General features: G+C 72.6%; 20 protein-coding genes and 4 tRNA genes. 18 read left to right on the top strand and 6 right to left on the bottom strand.

The features are described 5' to 3' along the window. The first annotated feature begins 19 nt into the window (after positions 1 to 19). Both ABD644_RS01810 and ABD644_RS01805 read left to right on the top strand, forming a co-directional pair. Positions 20 to 1,600, top strand: a complete 1,581-nt coding sequence (locus tag ABD644_RS01810) for an FAD-dependent monooxygenase (protein WP_344686772.1) — start codon at positions 20 to 22, stop codon at positions 1,598 to 1,600. 45 nt (positions 1,601 to 1,645) lie between these two features. Continuing rightward, positions 1,646 to 2,797 carry a PQQ-dependent sugar dehydrogenase gene (locus tag ABD644_RS01805; RefSeq protein WP_344686770.1) on the top strand — a complete coding sequence of 384 codons (1,152 nt, stop codon included), beginning with the start codon at positions 1,646 to 1,648 and terminating at the stop codon, positions 2,795 to 2,797. Here ABD644_RS01805 and ABD644_RS01800 read toward each other — a convergent pair. After that, positions 2,787 to 3,878: a 2-oxoacid:ferredoxin oxidoreductase subunit beta gene (locus ABD644_RS01800; protein WP_344686769.1), complete on the bottom strand. Its 1,092-nt coding sequence runs from the start codon at positions 3,876 to 3,878 to the stop codon at positions 2,787 to 2,789. The genes ABD644_RS01805 and ABD644_RS01800 overlap by 11 nt on opposite strands. Then, positions 3,875 to 5,836, bottom strand: coding sequence for a 2-oxoacid:acceptor oxidoreductase subunit alpha (locus ABD644_RS01795; protein ID WP_344686768.1), 1,962 nt, complete (start codon positions 5,834 to 5,836; stop codon positions 3,875 to 3,877). Before ABD644_RS01795 ends, ABD644_RS01800 begins: the two co-directional genes overlap by 4 nt. Positions 5,837 to 6,007: 171 nt before the next feature. Here ABD644_RS01795 and htpX point away from each other — a divergent pair, with 171 nt between their 5' ends. Then, the gene (htpX, locus tag ABD644_RS01790) at positions 6,008 to 6,883 is read left to right on the top strand and encodes a zinc metalloprotease HtpX (RefSeq protein ID WP_344686765.1); all 876 of its coding nucleotides are present in this window, start codon (positions 6,008 to 6,010) and stop codon (positions 6,881 to 6,883) included. Between the two features lie 93 nt (positions 6,884 to 6,976). On the opposite strand, the gene ABD644_RS01785 is transcribed toward htpX, so the two are convergent. Continuing rightward, the gene (locus tag ABD644_RS01785; RefSeq protein WP_344686764.1) at positions 6,977 to 7,468 is read right to left on the bottom strand and encodes a YajQ family cyclic di-GMP-binding protein; all 492 of its coding nucleotides are present in this window, start codon (positions 7,466 to 7,468) and stop codon (positions 6,977 to 6,979) included. A 90-nt stretch (positions 7,469 to 7,558) separates the two neighbouring features. Here ABD644_RS01785 and ABD644_RS01780 point away from each other — a divergent pair. Continuing rightward, positions 7,559 to 7,640, top strand: a tRNA-Tyr gene (locus tag ABD644_RS01780). 50 nt (positions 7,641 to 7,690) lie between these two features. On the opposite strand, the gene ABD644_RS01775 is transcribed toward ABD644_RS01780, so the two are convergent. Beyond that, positions 7,691 to 8,131: a pilus assembly protein TadG-related protein gene (locus ABD644_RS01775; protein ID WP_344686763.1), complete on the bottom strand. Its 441-nt coding sequence runs from the start codon at positions 8,129 to 8,131 to the stop codon at positions 7,691 to 7,693. 142 nt (positions 8,132 to 8,273) lie between these two features. Here ABD644_RS01775 and ABD644_RS01770 point away from each other — a divergent pair, with 142 nt between their 5' ends. The 9 genes from ABD644_RS01770 (at position 8,274) to ABD644_RS01730 (ending at position 16,617) form a co-directional block, all read left to right on the top strand. Next, complete coding sequence (locus ABD644_RS01770) at positions 8,274 to 8,558, top strand: hypothetical protein (protein WP_344686762.1); 285 nt, start codon at positions 8,274 to 8,276, stop codon at positions 8,556 to 8,558. Next, a complete protein-coding gene (locus tag ABD644_RS01765; protein ID WP_344686760.1) occupies positions 8,555 to 10,687 on the top strand; it encodes a hypothetical protein in 2,133 nt (710 codons plus the stop codon). Before ABD644_RS01770 ends, ABD644_RS01765 begins: the two co-directional genes overlap by 4 nt. Positions 10,688 to 11,160: 473 nt before the next feature. Further along, on the top strand, positions 11,161 to 13,698 hold the full coding sequence (locus tag ABD644_RS01760; protein WP_344686757.1) for a putative bifunctional diguanylate cyclase/phosphodiesterase: 2,538 nt from the start codon (positions 11,161 to 11,163) through the stop codon (positions 13,696 to 13,698). 70 nt (positions 13,699 to 13,768) lie between these two features. After that, positions 13,769 to 13,841 (top strand) — tRNA-Thr (locus ABD644_RS01755). A gap of 66 nt (positions 13,842 to 13,907) precedes the next feature. Next, positions 13,908 to 13,981, top strand: a tRNA-Met gene (locus ABD644_RS01750). A gap of 109 nt (positions 13,982 to 14,090) precedes the next feature. Next, a complete protein-coding gene (gene rpmG, locus ABD644_RS01745; RefSeq protein ID WP_092194908.1) occupies positions 14,091 to 14,255 on the top strand; it encodes a 50S ribosomal protein L33 in 165 nt (54 codons plus the stop codon). Between the two features lie 33 nt (positions 14,256 to 14,288). Then, positions 14,289 to 14,732, top strand: coding sequence for an FAS1-like dehydratase domain-containing protein (locus tag ABD644_RS01740; protein WP_344686754.1), 444 nt, complete (start codon positions 14,289 to 14,291; stop codon positions 14,730 to 14,732). Further along, positions 14,729 to 15,151, top strand: coding sequence for a MaoC family dehydratase (locus tag ABD644_RS01735; protein WP_344686752.1), 423 nt, complete (start codon positions 14,729 to 14,731; stop codon positions 15,149 to 15,151). The genes ABD644_RS01740 and ABD644_RS01735 overlap by 4 nt, the downstream gene beginning before the upstream one ends. Beyond that, entirely contained in the window at positions 15,148 to 16,617 is a 1,470-nt protein-coding gene (locus tag ABD644_RS01730) for a M1 family aminopeptidase (RefSeq protein WP_344686751.1), read from the top strand. The genes ABD644_RS01735 and ABD644_RS01730 overlap by 4 nt, the downstream gene beginning before the upstream one ends. A 5-nt stretch (positions 16,618 to 16,622) precedes the next feature. Here the strand turns inward: ABD644_RS01730 and ABD644_RS01725 are convergent, their stop codons facing one another. Together ABD644_RS01725 and ABD644_RS01720 are read right to left on the bottom strand one after the other, a co-directional pair. Next, entirely contained in the window at positions 16,623 to 17,879 is a 1,257-nt protein-coding gene (locus ABD644_RS01725) for a pyridoxal phosphate-dependent aminotransferase (RefSeq protein WP_344686750.1), read from the bottom strand. A 12-nt stretch (positions 17,880 to 17,891) separates the two neighbouring features. Continuing rightward, on the bottom strand, positions 17,892 to 18,521 hold the full coding sequence (locus ABD644_RS01720) for a dihydrofolate reductase family protein (protein WP_344686749.1): 630 nt from the start codon (positions 18,519 to 18,521) through the stop codon (positions 17,892 to 17,894). A gap of 209 nt (positions 18,522 to 18,730) precedes the next feature. Here ABD644_RS01720 and ABD644_RS01715 point away from each other — a divergent pair. From ABD644_RS01715 to rplA, 5 genes are all read left to right on the top strand, one after another. Next, positions 18,731 to 18,806 (top strand) — tRNA-Trp (locus ABD644_RS01715). A 66-nt stretch (positions 18,807 to 18,872) separates the two neighbouring features. After that, the gene (secE, locus tag ABD644_RS01710; RefSeq protein ID WP_344686748.1) at positions 18,873 to 19,385 is read left to right on the top strand and encodes a preprotein translocase subunit SecE; all 513 of its coding nucleotides are present in this window, start codon (positions 18,873 to 18,875) and stop codon (positions 19,383 to 19,385) included. Between the two features lie 45 nt (positions 19,386 to 19,430). Beyond that, positions 19,431 to 20,306, top strand: coding sequence for a transcription termination/antitermination protein NusG (gene nusG, locus ABD644_RS01705; protein ID WP_344686747.1), 876 nt, complete (start codon positions 19,431 to 19,433; stop codon positions 20,304 to 20,306). Between the two features lie 42 nt (positions 20,307 to 20,348). After that, positions 20,349 to 20,780 (top strand): 50S ribosomal protein L11, encoded by a 432-nt coding sequence (gene rplK, locus ABD644_RS01700; protein WP_344686745.1) that lies wholly within the window; start codon positions 20,349 to 20,351, stop codon positions 20,778 to 20,780. 142 nt (positions 20,781 to 20,922) lie between these two features. After that, positions 20,923 to 21,642 (top strand): 50S ribosomal protein L1, encoded by a 720-nt coding sequence (gene rplA / locus ABD644_RS01695; RefSeq protein ID WP_344686743.1) that lies wholly within the window; start codon positions 20,923 to 20,925, stop codon positions 21,640 to 21,642. The last annotated feature ends 32 nt before the right edge of the window (positions 21,643 to 21,674 follow it).

Genomic DNA, 21,674 nt, shown 5'->3' with positions numbered 1-21,674 from the left:
AGCGCGGGAGGCTGCACGCATGGCGGATCGGTACCAGGTGGTCATCGTCGGCGGCGGCCCCGTGGGGGTGGGGCTCGCCGTCGACCTCGGCCTGCGCGGCGTCTCGTGCATCGTGGTCGAGCGTCGCGACGGCCTGTCGAGCATCCCGAAGGGCCAGGGCCTCTCGCAGCGCACGATGGAGCACTGCTGGAACTGGGGCGTCGCCGACGACCTCCGCGCCGCGCGGACGATGCCCCCGGGGTGGGCGATCGGCCAGGTCACCGTCTATGGGGATCTGATGGGCGAGTTCTGGCACGCCCCTCCCGCGCGTGAGCTCGTGGCCCCGTACTACTTCCAGGCCAACGAGCGGCTGCCCCAGTACCGCACCGAGGAGGTCCTGCGGCGGCGCCTGGCCGACCTGCCGACGGTCGAGTCCCGGTGGGGCGCGACGGCGACCTCGGTCGAGCAGGGCGACGAGGGCGTGCGGGTGGTCGTCGAGCGGGATGGCGAAAGCGAGGTGCTGACCGGCGACTACGTCGTCGGCTGCGACGGAGGGCACTCGCTGGTGCGGGAGCAGGCCGACATCGAGCGCAGCGGCACCGACTTCGACGAGCTCGTGGCGCTCGTGGTCTTCCGGTCGAAGGAGCTGCACCGCGCCCTCGAGCGGTTCCCCGACCGGTCCACCTACCGCGTCCTGCATCCGGACCTGAAGGGCTACTGGATGTTCTTCGGCCGGGTCGACGTGGGGGAGGAGTTCTTCTTCCACGCGCCCGTGCCACGCGGCGCGACCGCGGCCACGTTCGACTTCGCCGGGCTGCTGCACCGCGCGGCCGGCTTCCCCTTCGCGCTGGAGATCGACCACGTCGGCTTCTGGGACCTGCGGGTGCAGGTCGCCACCCGCTACCGCGCGGGCCGCGCGTTCATCGCCGGCGACGCCGCGCACACTCATCCGCCCTACGGCGGCTTCGGGCTCAACAACGGCCTGGAGGACGCGGCCAACCTTGGCTGGAAGCTGGCCGCGGTGCTCCAAGGGTGGGGCGGCGACGCCCTGCTGGAGTCCTACGGCCTCGAGCGGCAGCCGGTGTTCCGGGACGTCGGCGAGGACATCATCGGCGGCTGGATCCGCGACGACCGGGCCTTCCTGGAGCGGTTCGACCCCGAGCGCGACCGCGACGAGTTCGCGCGGGCCTTCGAGGAGCAGACCAAGGGCTTCGGCAAGCGGCTGCGCGACTTCGAGCCGCACTACGAGGGCTCACCGGTGGTGCTGGGGCCGCCCGGTGCGCTGGTCAGCGCACACGGCAGCCACACCTTCGAGGCCCGCGTCGGCCACCACCTGCCACCGCGACCGCTCTCGTCGGGTCGCGACGTCTTCGAGGACCTCGGCCGCGGCTTCACGCTGCTGGCCTTCGGAGCCGACGACGGGGCGGTCCGTGCGTTCGAGGATGCGGCGGGCGCCCTCGGGGTGCCGCTGACCGTCGTCCGCGACACGCTCGCCGACGGGCGGGAGGAGTACGGCTGCCGCCTCGCCCTGGTCCGGCCCGACCAGTACGTGGCCTGGGCCGGCGACGACGCCCCGGACGACGTCGACGCGGTGTTCCGGACGGTCACCGGACGCCGCTGAACCCCGCGAGCAGCGATGCTGGGGGGCATGCGGAGGAGCTGGTTTGTGGCGGCGGTGCTGTGCGCGGGCTGCACGACCGCGCCGGCCGGACCGTCCCCGGGCGCGACACCCCCGGCCGGCGTTCCTGCTCTGCGGGTGGACGTCGTCGTCGACGGGCTCGACCACGCCTGGGACGTCGTCCAGGCGTCCGACGGCACGTTGCTGGTCGACGAGCGGCCCGGTGGCCTCACCGCCGTCCTGCCGGACGGGACCGTTCGCGCCGTCGACGCCGACTTCGCCGACCTGTTCGCGCGCGGGGAGACGGGCCTGATGGGCCTGGCCCTCGATCCCGCGTTCGACGACAACCGCCGGTTCTACAGCTGCCAGGGCGTGACCGACGGCGCGGACGGCCCGGAGATCCAGGTCGTCGCGTGGTCGATGGCGCCGGACTGGAGTTCGGCGACCCGCACCGACGACCCGCTCGTCGCCGGGATCCCGGTCAACCAGGGCTCCGGTCGGCACGGCGGCTGCCGCCTGCAGTTCGACACCCAGGGCGCCCTGTACATCGGCACGGGGGACAACGCGCTGGGCACCAACCCGCAGGACCTCGCCAGCCTGGCCGGCAAGGTCCTCCGGGTCGATCCGCGCACCGGCGAGGGACTGCCGGACAACCCGTTCGCCGACGCCGACGACGACGCGACCCGCCGGATCTGGACCTACGGCCACCGCAACGTGCAGGGCCTCGGCCTGCGCCCCGACGGGAACGAGATCTACTCGGTCGAGCACGGGCCGGACCGCGACGACGAGGTCAACCACCTGCGCGCCGGCGCGAACTACGGCTGGGACCCCTCCGCCGACGGCGACGGCTACGACGAGAGCGTGCCCATGACCGATCCGAGCATCCCGGACGCCGTCGAGGCGGTCTGGTCCTCGGGGTCGCCGACCATCGCCCCGAGCGGGGCCACGTTCGTGGAGGGCAGCGACTGGGGCGCCTACGACGGGACGCTGCTGATCGGCCTGCTCAAGGGCCAGGGCGTGCTCGCCCTCCGGCTGGACGACGAGGGCACGCTGGTCGAGCAGTTCCGGCTGCCCGAACTCGACGGCACCGAGGGGCGGATCCGCTCGGTCCGCCAGACCCGCGACGGCGCCCTGTACGTGACCACCGACAACGGCGGCGGTGCCGATCGCCTCCTGCGGATCACTCCGCTCAGGCGTTGACCACCCAGGTGTCGTTGCCTGCCAGCAGGCCGTCGAGGTCGGGAGCCCGCTCGGCGCGGGCCGCGTCGAGCTGGTCGGCCATCGTCTGCTCGTAGGTCGTCTTCTCGACGGATCGGAAGACGCCCATCGGCGTGTACCGCAGGTCCTGCGAGGACAGGCGGGAGAGCGCGAAGGCGTAGGACGGGTCCTGCCGCGTGGCGTCGTGGACGACGATGTCGGCGGCGTCGACCTGGTTGGTCTCGGCGATCTTCAGACCGCCGAACTCGTCGCGCACGACGCACGAGCCGCCGTCGGCACCGAAGACCAGCGGCTTGCCGTGGACCAGCGGGATCGTCCACATGGGGCCGGTCGTGGAGTCCTTGAGCAGCTCGAAGGCGCCGTCGTTGAAGATGTTGCAGTTCTGGTAGATCTCCACCAGCGCCGTGCCCTTGTGCTCGGCCGCCTGGCGCAGCACGTCGGTGAGGCCCTTGCGGTCGGAGTCCATCGCCCGGCCCACGAAGGTCGCCTCGGCACCCAGGGCCAGGGACACCGGGTTGAAGGGGTGGTCCAGGGAGCCCATCGGCGTGGACTTGGTGACCTTCCCGACCTCCGACGTCGGGGAGTACTGGCCCTTGGTCAGCCCGTAGATCCGGTTGTTGAACAGCAGGATCGTCATGTTCACGTTGCGGCGCAGCGCGTGGATCAGGTGGTTCCCGCCGATCGACAGCGCGTCGCCGTCGCCGGTGACGACCCACACCGAGAGGTCGGGGCGCGACGCGGCCAGGCCGGTCGCGATCGCCGGCGCGCGGCCGTGGATGGAGTGCATCCCGTAGGTGTTCATGTAGTACGGGAAGCGCGACGAGCAGCCGATGCCCGAGACGATGACCATGTCCTCGCGGGCGATGCCGAGGCCGGGCAGGAAGCTCTGGACGGCGTTGAGGATGACGTAGTCACCGCACCCGGGGCACCAGCGCACCTCCTGGTCGGTCTTGAAGTCCTTGGCCTTGAGCTCGGTCTGCTTCGGGCCGTGGGCCTCGACGGAGTGCGCGATCGCATCCGCGATGGGGCCCTCGGCGGGCATGCCCAGTTCGACGGTGGTCATTCCGCTCCTCCGGTCGGGTCAGCGGCGAGCGGAGCGCCGCTGGTGGAGTCGATGACGTCCTGGACCACAGCGGCCAGTTCGGCGGCCCGGAAGGGCAACCCGCGGACCTGGGTGTGGCTCTGGACGTCGACGAGGTACTTGGCCCGCAGCAGCAGCGCGAGCTGCCCGAGGTTCATCTCGGGGCAGACGACGCGGTCGTAGCTGCGCAGGATGTCGCCGAGGTCGGCCGGCATCGGGTTGAGGTGGCGCAGGTGGATCTGGGCGACGGAGCGACCCGACCGCCGGATGCGCCGGCAGGCCGCGCCGATCGGGCCGTAGGTGGACCCCCAGCCGATGACCGCCACCCTCGCGTTCCCGTCCGGGTCGTCGACCTCGGTGGGCGGCAGGCCGGCGGCGATGCCGTCGACCTTCGCCTGGCGGGTGCGCGTCATGAGGTCGTGGTTGGCCGGGTCGTAGGAGATGTTGCCGGTGCGGTCGGCCTTCTCGAGCCCGCCGACCCGGTGCTGCATCCCGGCGGTGCCGGGGATCGCCCACGGCCGGGCGAGGGTCTCGGGGTCGCGCAGGTACGGGAGGAACTCGCCGTCCGCACCGTTGGGCTCGGTCGCGAAGTCCACCGAGGCGGTCAGGTCGGGCAGCGCGTCGACGTCGGGGATCGCCCACGGCTCGGCGCCGTTGGCGAGGTACCCGTCGGACAGCAGGATCACCGGGGTCCGGTACTGCAGCGCGATGCGGGCCGCCTCGAGGGCGGCGTCGAAGCAGTCGCCGGGGGAGCGCGGCGCGATCACCGGGACCGGCGCCTCGCCGTTGCGGCCGAACATGGCCTGCAGCAGGTCCGACTGCTCGGTCTTGGTCGGCAGTCCGGTGGACGGGCCGCCGCGCTGCACGTCGACGACGAGCAGCGGCAGCTCGATCATCACCGCCAGCCCCAGGGCCTCGGATTTCAGCGAGACACCCGGGCCGGACGTCGTCGTCACGCCCAGGGCGCCTCCGAAGGAGGCGCCGATGGCCGCGCTGATGCCGGCGATCTCGTCCTCGGCCTGGAACGTGCGCACGCCGAAGGCCTTGTGCTTGGACAGCTCGTGGAGGATGTCGGACGCCGGCGTGATCGGGTAGGCGCCGAGGAACAGCGGCAGGCCCGAGCGCTGCCCGGCGGCCACCAGGCCGAGCGCCAGCGCCTGGTTGCCGGAGATGTTGCGGTAGCGACCCGGCGGCATGGGCGCCGGCTTGACCTCGTAGGAGACCGCGAACGCCTCCGTCGTCTCGCCGTAGTTGAACCCGGCGCGGAACGCGGCGATGTTGGCCGCGGCGATCTCGGGCTTGCGGCGGAACTGGCGCTCGAGGAAGCGGATCGTCCCCTCGGTCGGGCGGTGGTACATCCACGACAGCAGGCCGAGCGTGAACATGTTCTTGCTCCGCTCGGCCTCCTTCTTGCCGAGTCCGGAGTCGGCGAGCGCGTCCAGCGTCATGCTGGTGAGCGGCACGCTGACGGTCTGCCAGCTCTCGAGCGAGCCGTCTTCGAGCGGGTTCGTGGCGTAGCCGACCTTCGCGAGGTTGCGCGCGCTGAACTCGTCGGCGTCGACGATCAGCAGTCCGCCGCCGGGGAGGTCGGCCAGGTTGGCCTTGAGCGCGGCCGGGTTCATCGCGACCAGCACGTCGGGGGCGTCGCCCGGCGTCATGATGTCGTGGTCGGCGAAGTGCAGCTGGAAGGAGCTGACGCCCGGCAGCGTCCCCGTCGGTGCGCGGATCTCGGCCGGGAAGTTGGGCAGCGTCGACAGGTCGTTGCCGAAGCTCGCCGTCTCGCTGGTGAACCGGTTGCCGGTCAGCTGCATGCCGTCGCCGGAGTCACCCGCCAACCGGATGACCACCCGGTCGAGCTCGACGACACTCTTGACGAAGCCGCCGGACGCCGAACGTTCAGCAGTGCTGAGGGCGGCGTCGGGCCGGTCGGTCGCAGTCATCAGTGGTGTACCTCCACCGGCCGAGGTTACGTGCGTGTGTCCGCGGGCGGGATGTGCAACGGAACACGATCTTCCCGGCTGGCAACCTGTGGGTGGCCCGCGTCATTCCGACGGGTGATCCGCCGGCCCTCTCCGGGGAACGAGGACCACGTCGGCACCGTTGGAAGCGACGTGCAGCGCTGGAACAACGGACTCAAGACCGCCCTGCTCCTGGGGCTGATGGGCGGGCTCATCCTCGCGGCCGGCGCACTCATCGGCGGGCGTGGTGGCCTCCTCATCGCCCTCGTGATCGCGCTGGGCGTCAACGGCTTCGCGTACTTCAACTCCGACAAGCTCGCCCTGCGCGCGATGCGGGCGTTCCCGGTCACCGAGACGCAGGCGCCGCAGCTCTACGCGATCGTCCGCGAGCTGGCGACCGAGGCCCGGCAGCCCATGCCGCGGCTGTTCGTCAGCCCGACCCACCAGCCCAACGCGTTCGCCACCGGGCGCAACCCGCGCAACGCCGCCGTGTGCGTCACCCAAGGGATCCTCGAGCTGCTGGACCGCCGGGAGCTGCGGGGGGTGCTGGCCCACGAGCTGTCGCACGTCTACAACCGCGACATCCTGATCAGCTCGGTCGCCGGCGCGATGGCCACCGTGATCACCTACCTCGCCCACATGGCGATGTTCGCGTCGCTGTTCGGCGGCCGGTCCGACGACCGCGGCGGAGGCAACGCCCTCGGCAGCCTGCTGCTCATCTTCCTGGGCCCGCTGGCCGCGGGGTTGGTGCAGATGGCGGTGAGCCGGAGCCGGGAATACCAGGCCGACGCCTCGGGAGCCCACCTCTCGCAGGACCCGCTGGCCCTGGCGAGCGCCCTGCGCAAGATCGAGCGCGGCACGGCGGCCCTCCCCCTGCCGCAGGACGACCGGCTGGTGACCCAGAGCCACCTCATGATCGCCAACCCGTTCCGCGGTCAGGGCCTCGCGACGATGTTCGCCAGCCACCCGCCGATGCCGGAGCGGATCGCCCGGCTGGAGCAGATGGCCCGGGAGATCGACCCCCGCTGACGGGCACCGGGCGGCGCGACGGTGTGCGCTGATCGGCAGTCCTGGTGGCTCGAACTGCCGATCCGCGCACAGTGTTCAGCCGTCTCGGCCGGGTCAGCGGTAGTTGTCGAACTGCAGGGCGACGTCGAGGTCCTTGCCCCGCAGCAGCTGCTGCACGGCCTGCAGGTCGTCCCGCTTCTTGCCGCTGACCCGCAGCTGGTCGCCCTGGATCTGCGCCTGGACGCCCTTCGGACCCTCGTCGCGGATGATCTTCGCGATCTTCTTGGCGGTGTCGGACTCGATGCCCTGCTTGATCTTCGCGGCGATCTTGTAGCTCTTGCCGGATGCCTGCGGCTCACCGGCGTCGAGCACCTTCAGCGAGATGCTGCGCTTGATCAGCTTCTCCTTGAACACCTCGAGCGCGGCGGCGACCCGCTCCTCGGTGTCGGCCGAGAGCGTGACGCCGTCCTCGCCGGCCCAGGCGATGGTGGCGTTGGTGCCCCGGAAGTCGAAGCGCTGCGAGAGCTCCTTGCCCGCCTGGTTCAGGGCGTTGTCGACCTCCTGGCGGTCGACCTTGCTCACGACGTCGAACGACGCGTCGGCCATGGCGATCTCTCCTCCCGCGGTGGGACGCGCCCCGGACACTCCCGAGAACGCCGTCAGTGCTTCTTGTACGCTGCTCCGGTACCACCGCACGGCGGGTTGCCCGAGTGGCCAATGGGAGCGGACTGTAAATCCGTCGGCTTAGCCTACGAAGGTTCGAATCCTTCACCCGCCACGCCCCGGTACGACGGCCCTCGACCTTCTGGTCGGGGGCCGTCTGCACGTTCAGGGCACGGTCGGTGCGCGGGCGCTCGCCGTCGCTGTGCGCTCCAGCGGTTGCCCACCGAGGAACAGCCAGCCGAAGGCGATCTCGACGTACCGGGTGCACCGCACGGTCACCTCGGCGCCGTCGGTCTCGGCCGACCAGGTGTCGAGGAGGTCCCCGCCGTCGGCCAGCTGGTCGGCCACCGCGGCCTGGGCGCCGGCGCGGGTCAGCGGCAGTTCGGTGCCGATCCCGGAGGTGTAGAGGACGGCCTCGTCGGCCCGGTTGGCCGCTGCCAGCGCCGCGCCGTCGCACACCGCCTGCACCTCCTGCTGCTCCAGGAAGGCGTCGGACGCAGCGATGGCGCCGAAGGCCATCAGCGCCGCCACCAGCCAGCACACCAGCACGAACGGCAGGGTCGATCCCCGCTCGCCGTCGCCGCCCGGCGCCCCGTCCGCTCGCACGCGGGGGAGCGTAGGGGTTGTCCACCGCCTGTGGACGGTCGCTGTGGAAATTGTGGACGACCGGGTGACACGGGCCGGGCTGCGCCGCCCCGCCTGTGGACGACGGCCGCGCACCGGTCCAGCCGCCAGCAGACTGCGCGACATGACGATCGAGATGCCCGCCGACGAGGTCTACGCGCTCGCCGCGGTCCTCCGGGCCGAGGCGGAGACGGCGCAGGAGGCCGCCGCCCGACTGCCCCGCGACGCGGCCGGCGCCGGGCCCGACCTGGAGGGCGCGCTGGAGGAGTTCCTCGACTGCCACCGCGTCGGCGCGGGAGCGCTGGCCGGGGAGCTGCGCCGGCTCGGCGGCACGGTCGCCGCGGTCGCCGACTCCTGGCTGGGGCTCGACGAGGTCCTCCTGGCCGCCCGCGGCCGGGCGCCGCGGTGACCGCCACCCTGCCCGAGCCGATCCCGCTCGACCCGCCGCCCGGCGATCCGGCCACGCTGGAGCACCTGGTGGAGCGGGTGGCCGGCACCAGCTTCCTCCTCGCGGTGCTGCAGGCCGACCTGCAGGGGCCCGCGGGCACGGCGCCGGGGTGGCACGGCGACGACGCCGCCGCGGCCGCCGCGCAGGTGGGCGCCGTCATCGGTCTCGCGGGCGAGGTCTCCAGCGTGCTGTGCACCGCCGCCGGTCGGCTGTCGCTGCACCGGGACCGCCTGCTGGACGTCCGGGACCGCCTCCGCGTGCTCCGGGCCGAGCAGGACGAGGACTGCGCCGCGGCCTGGTCCCGGTTGGCGGCCCTCCCCGACCTCACCACGGCCGTCAGGGGCGGGACCCCGGCCGCCGTGGCGGTGGTCGAGGAGTTCCGGGCGGCCGAGGCGCGCCGCCGCCGCGAGCACGCCGCGCTGCTGGCGGACCTGACCGACGACGCCGTGGCCACCCGGCGGGTGCTGGCCGAGTGCAGCGCGGTGGTCGGCGGGACGGGGCGTCCGGGGGACACGGGCCGGGCCGTGGCACACCTCGCGCTCGCGCTCCCGGGCTGGGGCGAGGCCGAGCTGACCGCCCGCGGCGCGGAGTTGGCGGCTGCGTTCGGCCGGCTGCCCACCCCGGAGGAGCGGGAGTCGCTGGCCCGGGAGGCGATCGCCCTCGCGGGTCTCCCGGCGTTCGCGACGGCGCTGCTCGCCGGCATGGGCGCCGACGACGTCGAGACGATGCTGTTCCTGCTGGGAGAGGGGGACCTGGGGGAGAGCAGCGCTTCCCTGCTCGCGTCGGCCCTGGGCGCGGCCGTCCGGTCCGGCTCGGCTGCCGATCCGGTCGGGGACGTCCTCGACGCCGGCTACGTCGATCCGGACGACCTCGGTAGCGCACCCGACGCGATCGCGCTCGGCATGGGGGCGGTGCTCGCGGCGGGCCTACGGAGCGGTACCGGCGGTCCTGCCCCCGCCACGGTGGTCGTCTGGGGTCGGCAGCTGCTGGCCCGGGAACGGGCCTTCGCCGGTGACTTCCGCGGTCATCGGGCGGTCGACCGGGCGTACGGCCCCGGGATCTCGCCGGACGCCGCAGATCCGGTGCAGCTCGTCGCCGAGCACCTGGCGCGGGCCGACACCGCCGCTGCCGCCGACCTGCTCTCCGACACGGCGGTGTGGGAACGGCTGTTCGCCCGCCCCTGGGACGACGGCGCGGCTGCGTTCGGGGCGCTCGTGGAGCGGGCCGGCGCCGAGCCGGGGGAGGCGGGCGACGGCGCCGTCCGTGCCGGGCTGAGCGCCCTCGGCGCGGGGCTGGACGACGGCGACCCCGACGACTGGTCGGTCGACCGCGACACGGCGGCGGTCGTCGCGCCCGCCCTCGCGCAGGGTGTGGCCGCGCACGTCCGGGTGGCCGTGGACGCCCTCTGGGTCGGGGTCGACGGCGACCCGGCTCCGGACGCTCTGCGCGGACTGGGCTACCTGACGGTCGACCGGGACGCCGCGGCGACGGTGGAGCGTGCCCTGACCGGCTGGGCCGGGGCGCAGCCGGTGCCGCAGACCGGTCCGGGGGAGGTGCCGGACCTGCCCGCCTTCGCGGTCATCGGGTCCTACGTGGCGGTGGCGGAGTACGGCCAGCGGCTCGCCCACGCACTGGACGAGTCCGAGCTCCAGGCCGACGCGCAGCTGACGGCCCGGCGCTGGGACTGGACCGTCGGGTTGCTGGCGGGCGCCGGCCCGGGGGTGATCGGCATGGGCGGCAGCGTGGTGGAGGGGTACGCGGCCATGGCGTTGGGCACCGACGGCACCTGGGACAGCCCCGGCGACCACGGCCTGGTCTTCGATCGCGGCGACGCCGTCGCGTCGGGGCTCACCGCGCTGCCGCCTGAGGCGGCAGGTGTCCTGGGCTACGCGGCCGCCCACGCCGCGAGCGGGTTCGACCGCGCGGCCGGGGTCCTGGGTGAACCCGAAGCGCCCCGCTCGCCGGAGACGCACTGGTGGGGTCCGCTCGTCGAGGGGATCACCCCGGGATGGGGCGATTTGCCGCCGTTCCTGCGCCGGTTGCGGAAGGAGATGGTCGACGAGGGGGTGCTCCCTTCACCCGTTCGGTGACTTCTCGTGGAATTACGCCTACACACGGTGACGACGCGAGGGTTCGTCACCCTGTCGTGATCATTGGTGCTTGTCCGGACGGGTGACGGGAAGCAATGTCTCCAGCGCGGTCCGTACTGAACGACGCTCTGCCCCCGCGCGTAAGCGGCTGCCGCACTCACGCAGTCGGGTCATGCCTTGGAGGGCATCATGGGGAGCAACGTGCAGTCGACGTCCATTTCGGGTCGTGGCGCCAAGTGGAGCCGCGGGGCCAAGTGGAGCCGTGGAGCCAAGTGGAGCCGCGGAGCCAAGTGGAGCTGAGCTCCACCACGAACACCCGTCAGGGCAGCCGGTCGACCGACCGGCTGCCCTGACGTCTGTCCGGGGCCGGTCCGGTCGAGACGCGGATCCGCGTCGGCGGTGATGAGCAGCGTCGCGGGGCATTCCGCTGTTAGCCTCGGCGCCGCCCATCTCCCCGGGGGAAACAGGTAAGAGTGGCCGAGCAGGACGATCGAGCGCCGTACCGGCCGTCGTCGTCCCGTCGTCCCTGGACCGTCGCGTGGGCGGGTCTCGCCCTCGCCGTCCCCGTCGCGCTGTGGGCCCTCGTTCCCGGGGCGCAACCCCCTGACGTGCCCGTCCTGCTCGCGGTGTTCGTCGGGCTGGTCGCCGCCGAGTCGTTCAATGTCCAGTTCGAGTTCCGCAAGCAGGGCTTCTCCTGGTCGCCGAGCGAACTGGCGTTCGTGATGGCCCTGGTCGCCGTCGGCGGCGCCTGGACGGCGGTGGCCTGGGCCGTGGCGGTCGCCGTCGTCTCCCTGGTCCAGGGCTATCCCCGGCACAAGGCGGTGTTCAACGCCAGCGTCGTCGTGCTCGAGGTCTGTGCCGCCGTCGGTGTGCTCCGGGTCCTCCCGGCGGGGAGCATCGCCGAGCCGGCCACCTGGCTGTCCTACCTCGTCGCCGTGCTGGCGGCCAGCATGCTCGGCGCTGCCCTGATCGCCGCTGCCATCAGTGCGACCCAGGGCTATCCGGGGCGCACGCTGTGGGCCTCGCTGTTCGTGCCCGTCGTGCTCGTCGGACCGGTGTCGGTGGTCGTCGGCCTGGCCGTCCTGCTGCTGGTCAGCGTCACCCCGTGGGCGTGGGCGCTCATCACGCCGTTGCTCGTGGCGCTCGCGATGCTCTACCGCCGCTTCGGAGCCGTGACCCGGGAGGGGCACAGCGTCGAGCGGGTCTACGACTTCGCTCGCCGGGTGGAGCAGGTGCCGCCCGACGAGGCCGGCACCCGGCAGATCGTGCAGGCCGTGCGCGACCTGCTCAACGCCGAGCGGGTGGCGCTGTGGCTGCCGCCCTACCTCGACGAGGAACCCCGCCTGGTCGTCTCGGCCGAGAACGGCGCCGTCTGGTACGACGGCCCCGGCGACCCCGACGACGTCTTCCGTCGCCGGGCGGTGGCCGGGGGGGACGGTCCCATCCTGATGTCGCTGGCGCGTGCCGACGACGAGGAAGCGGCCGCGCTCGCCCGACGTGGCGTCTCCGACCTGCTCGGCGCCGCCGTCATCACCGCAGCGGGGGAGCCCGGGTACCTGGAGGTCTGCGACCGCCGCAGCGACACCGTCTCCTTCGCCGACAGCGACCGGGCGGCGCTGGACTCGATGCTCACCCACGTCAACGCCGCGATCCGCCAGCAGCAACTGCTGACCCAGATCCGCTACGACGCCGACCACGACCGGCTGACCGGCCTGCCCAACCGGCAGCGGCTCGCCGCCGAGATCGACGCGCTGCTGGACGCCGACCCCGTCGGTGCGCGCGCCGGGCTGATCCTCGCTGCGCTCGGCAACTTCACCGAGGTCACCGACACCCTCGGGCACGCCGCCAGTGACGAGCTGCTCCTGGTCACGGCCGGGCTGCTGCGCGAGCACGCCCCGCCGCAGGCCCTGCTGGCCCGCATGGAGGGCGAGCAGTTCGCCGTCCTCCTGCCCGGCCTGTCGCTGGCCGCGACCGAGCGGGCCGCCCGCCGGCTGCGCGAGGCCGCCTCCACCCGCGCGCGGGTCGCCGGGCTGGACCTCGAGGTCACGCTCACGATCGGCGTCGCCGCTGCCCCCGTGCACGGCACGGACGCCGGGATGCTGATGCAGCGGGCCGACGTCGCGCTCCTGGCCGCCGCCGATTCCGGCGGGGTGGCCAGCTACCACCCCGTCCTCGACCAGCAGAGCCTCCGCCGGCTCCAGCTGGGTACCGAGCTCGAGCAGGCCATGGTCGACGGCCAGATCAGCGTCGTCTTCCAGCCGATCATCGACGCGCAGAGCTCCGACATCGTGTCGGTCGAGACCCTGGTCCGCTGGGCGCACCCCCGGTACGGCTCGATCCCGCCGGACGACTTCATCCACCTCGCCGAGCAGATCGGCCGGATCGGCCCGTTGACCGACCATGTCCTGGACCTGGCGCTGGCCCGCTGTCGCCGCTGGCTGGACCAGGACATCGCCCTCTCGGTGGCGGTGAACCTCTCGGCGCACTGCCTGACCGAGCCGGACCTCGTCGCCCGCGTGCGGCGTGCGCTGCAACGGCACGGCGTGCCGGGCGAGCTGCTCACCCTGGAGCTGACCGAGGGCAGCGTCATCGACGACTCCGTGCGCGACAGCACGGTGCTGGCCGACCTGCACGCGCTCGGCCTGCGGCTGTCGATGGACGACTTCGGCACGGGCTACTCGTCGCTGTCGCAGCTGCGGCAGCTGCCGATCGACGAGGTGAAGATCGACAAGTCCTTCGTCCTGGGCATGTCCACCAGCCAGGGGGAGTCCTTCATCGCGCGCTCGATCATCGAGCTGGCGCACAACCTGGGGCTGCGGGTCGTCGCCGAGGGTGTCGAGGACGAGCTGACCCGCAAGCTGCTGGCGGAGATGGGCTGCGACAAGCTGCAGGGGTTCCTGGTCAGCCGCCCGCTGCCCGACGACCGGCTGGAGAGCTGGCTGCTGGCGCGCACCGGCGTGCGCAGCGCGGCCCCCGGAGCGACGCACCGCCGGCTGTTCGTCCGGACCTGAACGCCGCGCCGACCCCCTGGCGGAGCTGCCCGCCGCGGCGAGGTACAGTCTTCCCCGGCTCTTCGAGCAGGCCCCTTTAGCTCAGTCGGCAGAGCGTCTCCATGGTAAGGAGAAGGTCTACGGTTCGATTCCGTAAAGGGGCTCTAGCATTGCGAATGGCAACAAGCGACCACCGGTCCTGTCGAGAGACCGGGCCGCACGGTCGTCCTGGCGGTGTAGCTCAGCCTGGTAGAGCAAGCGGCTCATAATCGCTGTGTCACCGGTTCAAGTCCGGTCACCGCTACTCCCGACGGACCCCGCGAGGGGTCCGTCCGCATGTGCACCACCGCGCCGGCGCCCGTCGGCGCGGCAGGGTCCACCCGGGCCCTGACCGACAAGGCTAGGAGAGCTCCATGGCAGCCACCGACATCCGCCCGAAGATCACCCTGGCCTGCCAGGAGTGCAAGAACCGCAACTACATCACCCGCAAGAACCGGCGGAACGACCCCGACCGGCTCGAGCTGATGAAGTACTGCCCGCGCGAGCGCAAGCACACGCTGCACCGCGAGACGCGCTGACGCAGCCGGCGAACGACGCGAGAGGGCGGGAGCATGGCGCTGGACCGGGACCTGGTCGGGCGCAGCTACCCGCCCTCCGCCGTCTACGAGGTCGGGCGGGCCAAGATCGCCGAGTTCGCCACCGCGATCGGTGACCACTCGCCGCTGCACCGCGACCCGGAGGCCGCCCGCGCGGCCGGCCACCCCGACGTCATCGCGCCGCCCACGTTCGCCATCGCGGTCAGCCTCGAGGCGGCCATGATCGTGCTCGACGACCCCGACGTGGGCATCGACTACAGCCGGGTCGTCCACGGCGAGCAGCGGTTCGCCCATCACCGCCCGATCCGCGCGGGGGACCGCCTGGTGGCCACGACCACCATCGAGGCTGCCCGCAGCGTCGCCGGCAACGACCTGCTGACGGCCCGCGTCGACCTCGCCACCGAGGACGGCGAGGCCGTGTGCACCGCGACGTCGATGCTCGTGGCGCGTGGGGCATGACCGTCCGCCGCGCCGACGTCGCCCTCGGCACCGAGCTCCCCGAGCAGTTGCACCGGGTCACCCGCGCCGACCTGGTCCGGTACGCCGGCGCCTCCGGTGACTTCAACCCGATCCACTGGAACCAGCGGGTGGCCACGAGCGTCGGGCTGCCCGACGTCATCGCGCACGGCATGTTCACGATGGCGCTGGCCGGCCGCGCCGTCACCGACTGGACCGGTGACCCGGGCGCGCTGGTCGAGTACCAGGTCCGCTTCGGCCGCCCCGTCGTCGTGCCCGACGACGACGCCGGTGCCGAGGTGGTCGTCCGGGGCACCGTGGGCGCCCTGCTCGACGACGACCGGGTCCGGGTCGACCTCACGGTCACCAGCGCCGGCGAGAAAGTGCTGTCCCTGGCGCGCGCGATCGTCCGCCTGCCGTGACCCGTCCGGCCCGGGCGGTCGTGGTCCTCACCGCGGCCCTGCTGCTGCCCGCCTGCACGTCGTTCGCCGACTCGATGCAGGGAACACCCGCGACCGACGGCGGATCGGCGCCTGCGACACCCACCGGGCCGCCGCCCGACGCCCTCGGCGAGGATGCCTGCCCCGACGAGCGGGCCGAGCCCGATCCCGACCGGCCCCGCATCGCCCTCGACCTGCGTCTCGAGGACGACCTGGTCACGGTCACGGGGACCGAGAGCGTCGCCTTCACCCCCGATGTCGCCACCGACGAGCTGGTCTTCCGGCTGGTCCCCAACGCCCCCGACTCGGCGTCGGCCGGCAACCGGCTCGACGTCGACGGCGTGACCGGGGACGACGTGGCCGGCGGGAGATACGACGACGCCGGGGCCGACGGGCCGGGCGGGCTGTACGTCGTCGACCTCGACGACGAGCTCGCCGCCGGGGAGACCACCGAGGTCGAGCTGGCGTTCACCCTCACGCTGGGCAGCGGGACCTTCGACCGGGTGGGCACCGACGACGGTGTCTCCTGGTGGGCCAGCGGCGCCCCCCTGCTGGCGTGGGAGCCCGGCGTCGGCTGGGCCCGAGACCCCTTCGTGAACATCCTCGGCGAGACCACCGTCAGCCCGGCGTCCGACGTCTCGATCAGCGTCTCGGCGCCCGAGGCGCTCACCGTGCTCATGACCGGCGACCAGGCGGAGCCCTCGGCCGCCGAGGACGGCCGGCGCACCTGGACCTCCGCCGAGCCGGTCGCCCGCGACGTCAGCGTCGCGGTGGGGGAGTTCACCACCGAGGAGCGGACGACGCCCGGAGGCACGCGCGTCACCGTCGGAGTGCTCCCGGACCCGGAGCTCCCGGCCGGCCGGCTGGCCGACTGGACCGTCGAGGCCGTCGACGACCTGGAGGGGCGGTTCGGCGCGTTCCCGTACGACACCCTGAGCGTCGCCCTGCTGCCCGACTACGGGGGCGGGATCGAGTACCCGAGCATGATCCTCGAGGCCACCCCGAGCCGGTCGGTGCTCGTGCACGAGGTCGCTCACCAGTGGTTCTACGGGATGATCGGCAACTCCCAGTTCCGCGATCCCTGGCTCGACGAGGCCTTCGCGACCTACGCAGAGGCCACGCTCGACCCGGCGTCGGCGGAGTTCCTGTCGGGTGCCCTGGGCCTGCCCGGCGACGTGGGCGGCAGCATGGCCGACTTCGAGGGGTCGACCGGCACGTACTTCGACGTCGTCTACGGCAAGGGCGGTGCCGCGCTGCTGGCCGCCCGCGCGGCCGCGGGACCGGAGGCGTTCGACGAGGCGCTGCGCTGCTACGTCGACGCGAACGCCTGGACCGTCGCGACGCCGCGCGACGTCGCGGTCGCGCTCGCGGACCTCCCCGAGGCCCTGGTCGTCCTCGGCGAGGCGCAGGCCGTCGACAAGGACGACCTGCCGAGCCGGACCGGCTGACCCTCCTACTGGGCCGAGCCCAGCAGCCGCTGGAGCCGGCCGACGCCCTCCACCAGGTCCTCGTCGCCGAGGGCGTAGGACATCCGCAGGTAGCCCGGGGTGCCGAAGGCCTCGCCCGGCACGACGGCCACCTCGGCCTGCTCCAGGATCAGCTCGGCGAGCTGCACGCTGTCCTCCGCCGTCCGGCCGCCGATCGGGCGGCCCAGCAGGCCCTTGACCGACGGGTAGACGTAGAACGCGCCCTGGGGCTCGGGGCAGGCCACCCCGGGGATCTCGCGCAGCATCGACACGATCGTCTGCCGGCGCCGGTCGAAGGCCTCGCGCATGGTGGCGACCGCGGACAGGTCGCCGGTGAGTGCGGCGATCGCCGCCGCCTGCGACACGTTGGCCACGTTCGAGGTGGCGTGCGACTGCAGGTTGGTGGCCGCCTTCACCACGTCTGCGGGACCGAGCATCCAGCCGACCCGCCAGCCGGTCATCGCGTAGGTCTTGGCCACCCCGTTGACGACGACGCACCGCTCGGCCAGTTCCGGCACGAGGACCGGCATGGACGGCGCCGTCACCCCGCCGTAGGTGAGGTGCTCGTAGATCTCGTCGGTCAGCACCCAGAGCCCGGTCTCCAGGGCCCACCGGCCGACCTCCTCGACCTGCTCGGCGGGGTAGACCGCACCGGTCGGGTTCGACGGCGAGCAGAACAGCAGCATCTTGGTGCGGGGCGTGCGCGCCGCCTCGAGTTGCGCGGCGGAGACCAGGTAGCCGCTCTGCTCGTCGGCCACCACGGGCACCGGCACACCACCGGCCAGCCGGATCGCCTCGGGATAGGTGGTCCAGTAGGGCGCCGGGAGGAGCACCTCGTCACCCGGGTCGAGCAGCGTGGCGAAGGCTTCGTACACGGCCTGCTTGCCGCCGTTGGTCACCAGCACGTTGGCCGGCGTCGCCGACAGGCCGGAGTCGCGCAGCGTCTTGGCGACGATCGCCTCCTTGAGCGCCGGCAGCCCGCCCGCGGGGGTGTACCGGTGCATCGCCGGCTGGCGGCAGGCGGCGACGGCGGCCTCGACGATGTAGTCCGGCGTCGGGAAGTCCGGCTCCCCGGCACCGAATCCGATCACCGGCTTCCCGGCCGCCTTGAGCGCCTTGGCCTTCGCGTCGACCGCGAGCGTCGCCGACTCGGTGATGGCGGCGATGCGGCGGGAGATGCGGCCCCGCTCGGGGGGCAGCACGGCGGTGGGGGCGGCGGACTCCGAGGGGGAGGCGGCGGTCATGGCTCCATCGTGTCAAAGACCGCGGGTTCCCGTCCGACGCAGGCGGACGTGGGCGACCGAGGCCGACGGCGCGAACTCCACGCAGGCCCATCCGTCGAGCGCTGCGCCCAGCCCGTCGAACAGCCGCTCCCCGGCGCCGAGCAGCACCGGCACGACGGCGACGTGCAGTTCGTCGACGAGTCCCGCGCGCAGGTACTGCTGCACGGTGTCGACCCCGCCGCCGAGGCGGACCGCGTGCCCACCTGCCGCTGCACGGGCGCGCTCCAGCGCCGCATCGATCCCGTCGGTGACGAAGTGGAACGTGGTCCCGCCGGCCATCCGCAGCGGGTCGCGCGCGTGGTGGGTGAGGACGAAGACGTCGTGGTGGAACGGCGGGTCCTCGCCCCACCAGCCGCGCCACTCGGGCCCGTCCCAGTCGCCCCGGATCGGCCCGAACATGTTGCGCCCCATGATGGTGGCGCCGATGCCATCCACGCCGCGCTGCACGAAGTCCTCGTCGACCGGGGAACGGCCTCGTGGCGGGAAGATCCACTCGTGCAGGCCCTCCCCACCGGCACCGAGCGGCTGGTCGGGCCGCTGGTCGGGCCCCGCGCCGTACCCGTCGAGGGAGATCGAGAAGTTGTGCACCCGCAGCTCTGTCACGGAGGTGGGACCGGCGGTGCGGCGTGAACTCATCGCCCGCAGGGGTGCCCCGTCCGGGACGTTGGCTGTCTGCCTGCACGGTCCCGTACACTGGCCGCCTGGGGCAGCTGACCCCGCCACCGGCGTGCCCCGGATCCTCTCCGAGGCTCCGTGCTGCCGTGGTGCGGCCTGCGGTCCCGGGCCCTCCCGGAGCTCCGGAACAGGGCACTAGGGGTGTAGCTCAATTGGCAGAGCAGCGGTCTCCAAAACCGCAGGCTGCAGGTTCAAGTCCTGTCACCCCTGCCACCCGTACGGAACGACACCGACGTCCGCTCGAACGAGCGGTCACCACCACGAGGCGAGCGAGGCGCAGTGAGCGACGAGAAGCCGGGACGCGAGGACGGCGAGCTGACCGATGAGCAGCTCGACCGCGAGGCGCCCGGTGTCGACGACGCCGCGGAGCTCGAGGCGGCCGAGGACGAGGTCGCGGCGGAGGCCGAGGAGGACGAGGGCAAGGTCGTCGCCCCCCGGGCCGGCCGGCGCCGCGGCCGCATCACCGCCGACGACGAGGACGACGACGAGCCCGCCGGCACCGGTTCCCGGCGTGCGGCGCGCACGGCGTCCCGGCCAGCCGGGCGTGAGGGTGGCGGCACCCGGTCCCGCGCCGCCGCCGAGCGGGCCCGCGCGGCCGAGGGGCGCCAGAAGCGCTCGCTGCTCCGGTTCCTCCGCGAGGTCGTCGCCGAGCTGCGCAAGGTCATCTGGCCCGGCCGGCGCGAGCTGATCACCTACACCACCGTGGTCATCATCTTCGTGGCGTTCATCGTCGCGCTGGTGGCCGGACTGGACCTGTTGTTCGCCAAGGGTGTGATCGCCGTCTTCGGCTGATCCCCGTCCCGCGACCGACCGCCACCTGACAAGGAAGAGAATTCTGTGACCGACCCCCGCGAGTCCGTCGAGACCGACACCCCGGTCGAAGGCTCCGCCGCGACCGACCTGGACGACGCCCGCCTCGACGAGCGCGGTGCCGCCGACCTCGAGACCGGTGCCGGCGAGCCCGGTGCCGCCGAGGGCTCCAGTGACACCGCAGGCCTCGACACCGCGAGCGAGGTGGCCGACGTCGCTCCGGAGATCGAGGGCGGCGACCCCGACAGCCTGGTGAGCGACCCGCTGGTCGAGCCGGCCGTCGACGAGGACGAGGACCCGGCCGAGGCGATGAAGAAGGCGCTGCGGATCGCTCCCGGCGACTGGTACGTCGTGCACTCCTACGCCGGCTACGAGAACAAGGTGAAGACCAACCTCGAGGCGCGGATCCAGTCCCTGGACGTCGAGGACTACATCTACCAGATCGAGGTGCCGACCGAAGAGGTCACCGAGATCAAGAACGGCAAGCGCGCGCAGGTCAACCGCAAGGTCCTGCCGGGCTACCTGCTGGTCCGCATGGAGCTCAACGACGAGTCGTGGGGTGCGGTCCGCAACACCCCCGGCGTCACCGGCTTCGTCGGCGCCACGTCCAAGCCCTCCCCGCTGACCCTCGACGAGGTCGTCAAGATCCTCGTCCCCGCGACGGCGCCGCAGGCCGCGCGCGCGGCCGGGGGCGAGACCACCCAGGGTGCGGCCGCGGCCCCCGCCGCCGTCGTGGACTTCGAGGTCGGCGAGTCGGTCACCGTCATGGACGGCCCCTTCGCGACCCTCCCCGCCACCATCAACGAGATCAACGCCGAGCAGCAGAAGCTGCAGGTGCTGGTGTCGATCTTCGGCCGCGAGACGCCCGTCGAGCTGTCGTTCAGCCAGGTCCAGAAGATCTGAACCGGTCCGACCGGACCAGTTCAGTCGAGATAGAAGGAAGACATGCCTCCCAGGAAGCGGTTGACCGCGGTCATCAAGCTCCAGATCAACGCCGGTGCGGCCACCCCCGCGCCGCCCGTGGGTCCGGCGCTCGGCCAGCACGGCGTCAACATCATGGAGTTCTGCAAGGCCTACAACGCCGCGACCGAGTCGCAGCGTGGCAACGTGATCCCGGTCGAGATCTCGGTCTACGAGGACCGCTCGTTCACCTTCGTCACCAAGACCCCGCCGGCCGCGCGCATGCTGCTCAAGGCCGCCGGTGTCGAGAAGGGTTCGGGCGAGCCGCACAAGACCAAGGTCGCCACGGTCACCCGTGACCAGGTCCGCGAGATCGCCACCACCAAGATGGCCGACCTCAACGCCAACGACCTCGACCAGGCCGAGAAGATCATCGCCGGCACCGCCCGGTCGATGGGCATCACGGTCACCGGCTGAAAGAGGACCCTGCTGCCCCCCACGCCTCGCACGCTCGGCGCGGGCCCCTGCAGCAGGGCCGTTCCATCACGTCACCAGTGGGAGGGCCACGCCAGGCCCGTCAACCACACGACCGGGGCACACGCCTCGGAGAGGACACACCATGGCGAAGCACGGCAAGAAGTTCCGCGCCGCGGCCGAGAAGGTCGACCGCGACAAGCTCTACAGCCCGCTCCAGGCCGCATCGCTGGCCAAGGAGACGTCGACGACCTCCTACGACGCCACCGTCGAGGTGGCCATGCGCCTGGGTGTCGACCCGCGCAAGGCCGACCAGATGGTCCGCGGCACGGTCAACCTGCCCCACGGCACCGGAAAGACCGCGCGAGTCATCGTCTTCGCGACCGGTGACAAGGCCGCCGAGGCCGAGGCCGCCGGCGCCGACGTCGTCGGGTCCGACGACCTGATCGAGCGCATCCAGGGCGGCTTCCTGGACTTCGACGCCGCGATCGCGACCCCCGACCAGATGGCCAAGGTCGGCCGGATCGCCCGCATCCTCGGCCCCCGCGGCCTGATGCCGAACCCGAAGACCGGCACCGTGACCCCCGACGTCACCAAGGCCGTCAACGACATCAAGGGCGGGAAGATCAACTTCCGCGTCGACAAGCAGGCCAACCTGCACCTGGTGATCGGCAAGGCGTCGTTCGACGACGCCAAGCTGGTGGAGAACTACGCCGCGGCCCTCGACGAGGTCCTGCGGGCCAAGCCGGCCGCTGCCAAGGGCCGGTACCTCAAGAAGGTCACCATCTCCACGACCATGGGCCCCGGCATCCCGGTCGACCCGAACCGGACGCGCAACCTGACGGTGGACGAGCCGTCCGCCTGAGCGACCGCTGACCACGGCCCCGCAGCGATCTC

It is taken from the genome of Blastococcus jejuensis, assembly GCF_039534705.1.
Classification (GTDB): domain Bacteria; phylum Actinomycetota; class Actinomycetes; order Mycobacteriales; family Geodermatophilaceae; genus Blastococcus_B; species Blastococcus_B jejuensis.
This window is presented reverse-complemented; position numbering and strand designations above follow the sequence as displayed.

Excerpts from the sequence above, each read along its gene's own strand:
- ABD644_RS01800 (WP_344686769.1), bottom strand. The coding sequence starts at position 3,878 with ATGACCACCGTCGAACTGGGCATGCCCGCCGAGGGCCCCATCGCGGAT.
- ABD644_RS01735 (WP_344686752.1), top strand. The coding sequence starts at position 14,729 with ATGACCGTCCGCCGCGCCGACGTCGCCCTCGGCACCGAGCTCCCCGAG.
- ABD644_RS01785 (WP_344686764.1), bottom strand. The coding sequence starts at position 7,468 with ATGGCCGACGCGTCGTTCGACGTCGTGAGCAAGGTCGACCGCCAGGAG.
- rplA (WP_344686743.1), top strand. The coding sequence starts at position 20,923 with ATGGCGAAGCACGGCAAGAAGTTCCGCGCCGCGGCCGAGAAGGTCGAC.
- ABD644_RS01740 (WP_344686754.1), top strand. The coding sequence starts at position 14,289 with ATGGCGCTGGACCGGGACCTGGTCGGGCGCAGCTACCCGCCCTCCGCC.
- rplK (WP_344686745.1), top strand. The coding sequence starts at position 20,349 with ATGCCTCCCAGGAAGCGGTTGACCGCGGTCATCAAGCTCCAGATCAAC.
- ABD644_RS01770 (WP_344686762.1), top strand. The coding sequence starts at position 8,274 with ATGACGATCGAGATGCCCGCCGACGAGGTCTACGCGCTCGCCGCGGTC.
- ABD644_RS01795 (WP_344686768.1), bottom strand. The coding sequence starts at position 5,836 with ATGACTGCGACCGACCGGCCCGACGCCGCCCTCAGCACTGCTGAACGT.
- ABD644_RS01725 (WP_344686750.1), bottom strand. The coding sequence starts at position 17,879 with ATGACCGCCGCCTCCCCCTCGGAGTCCGCCGCCCCCACCGCCGTGCTG.
- ABD644_RS01810 (WP_344686772.1), top strand. The coding sequence starts at position 20 with ATGGCGGATCGGTACCAGGTGGTCATCGTCGGCGGCGGCCCCGTGGGG.
- rpmG (WP_092194908.1), top strand. The coding sequence starts at position 14,091 with ATGGCAGCCACCGACATCCGCCCGAAGATCACCCTGGCCTGCCAGGAG.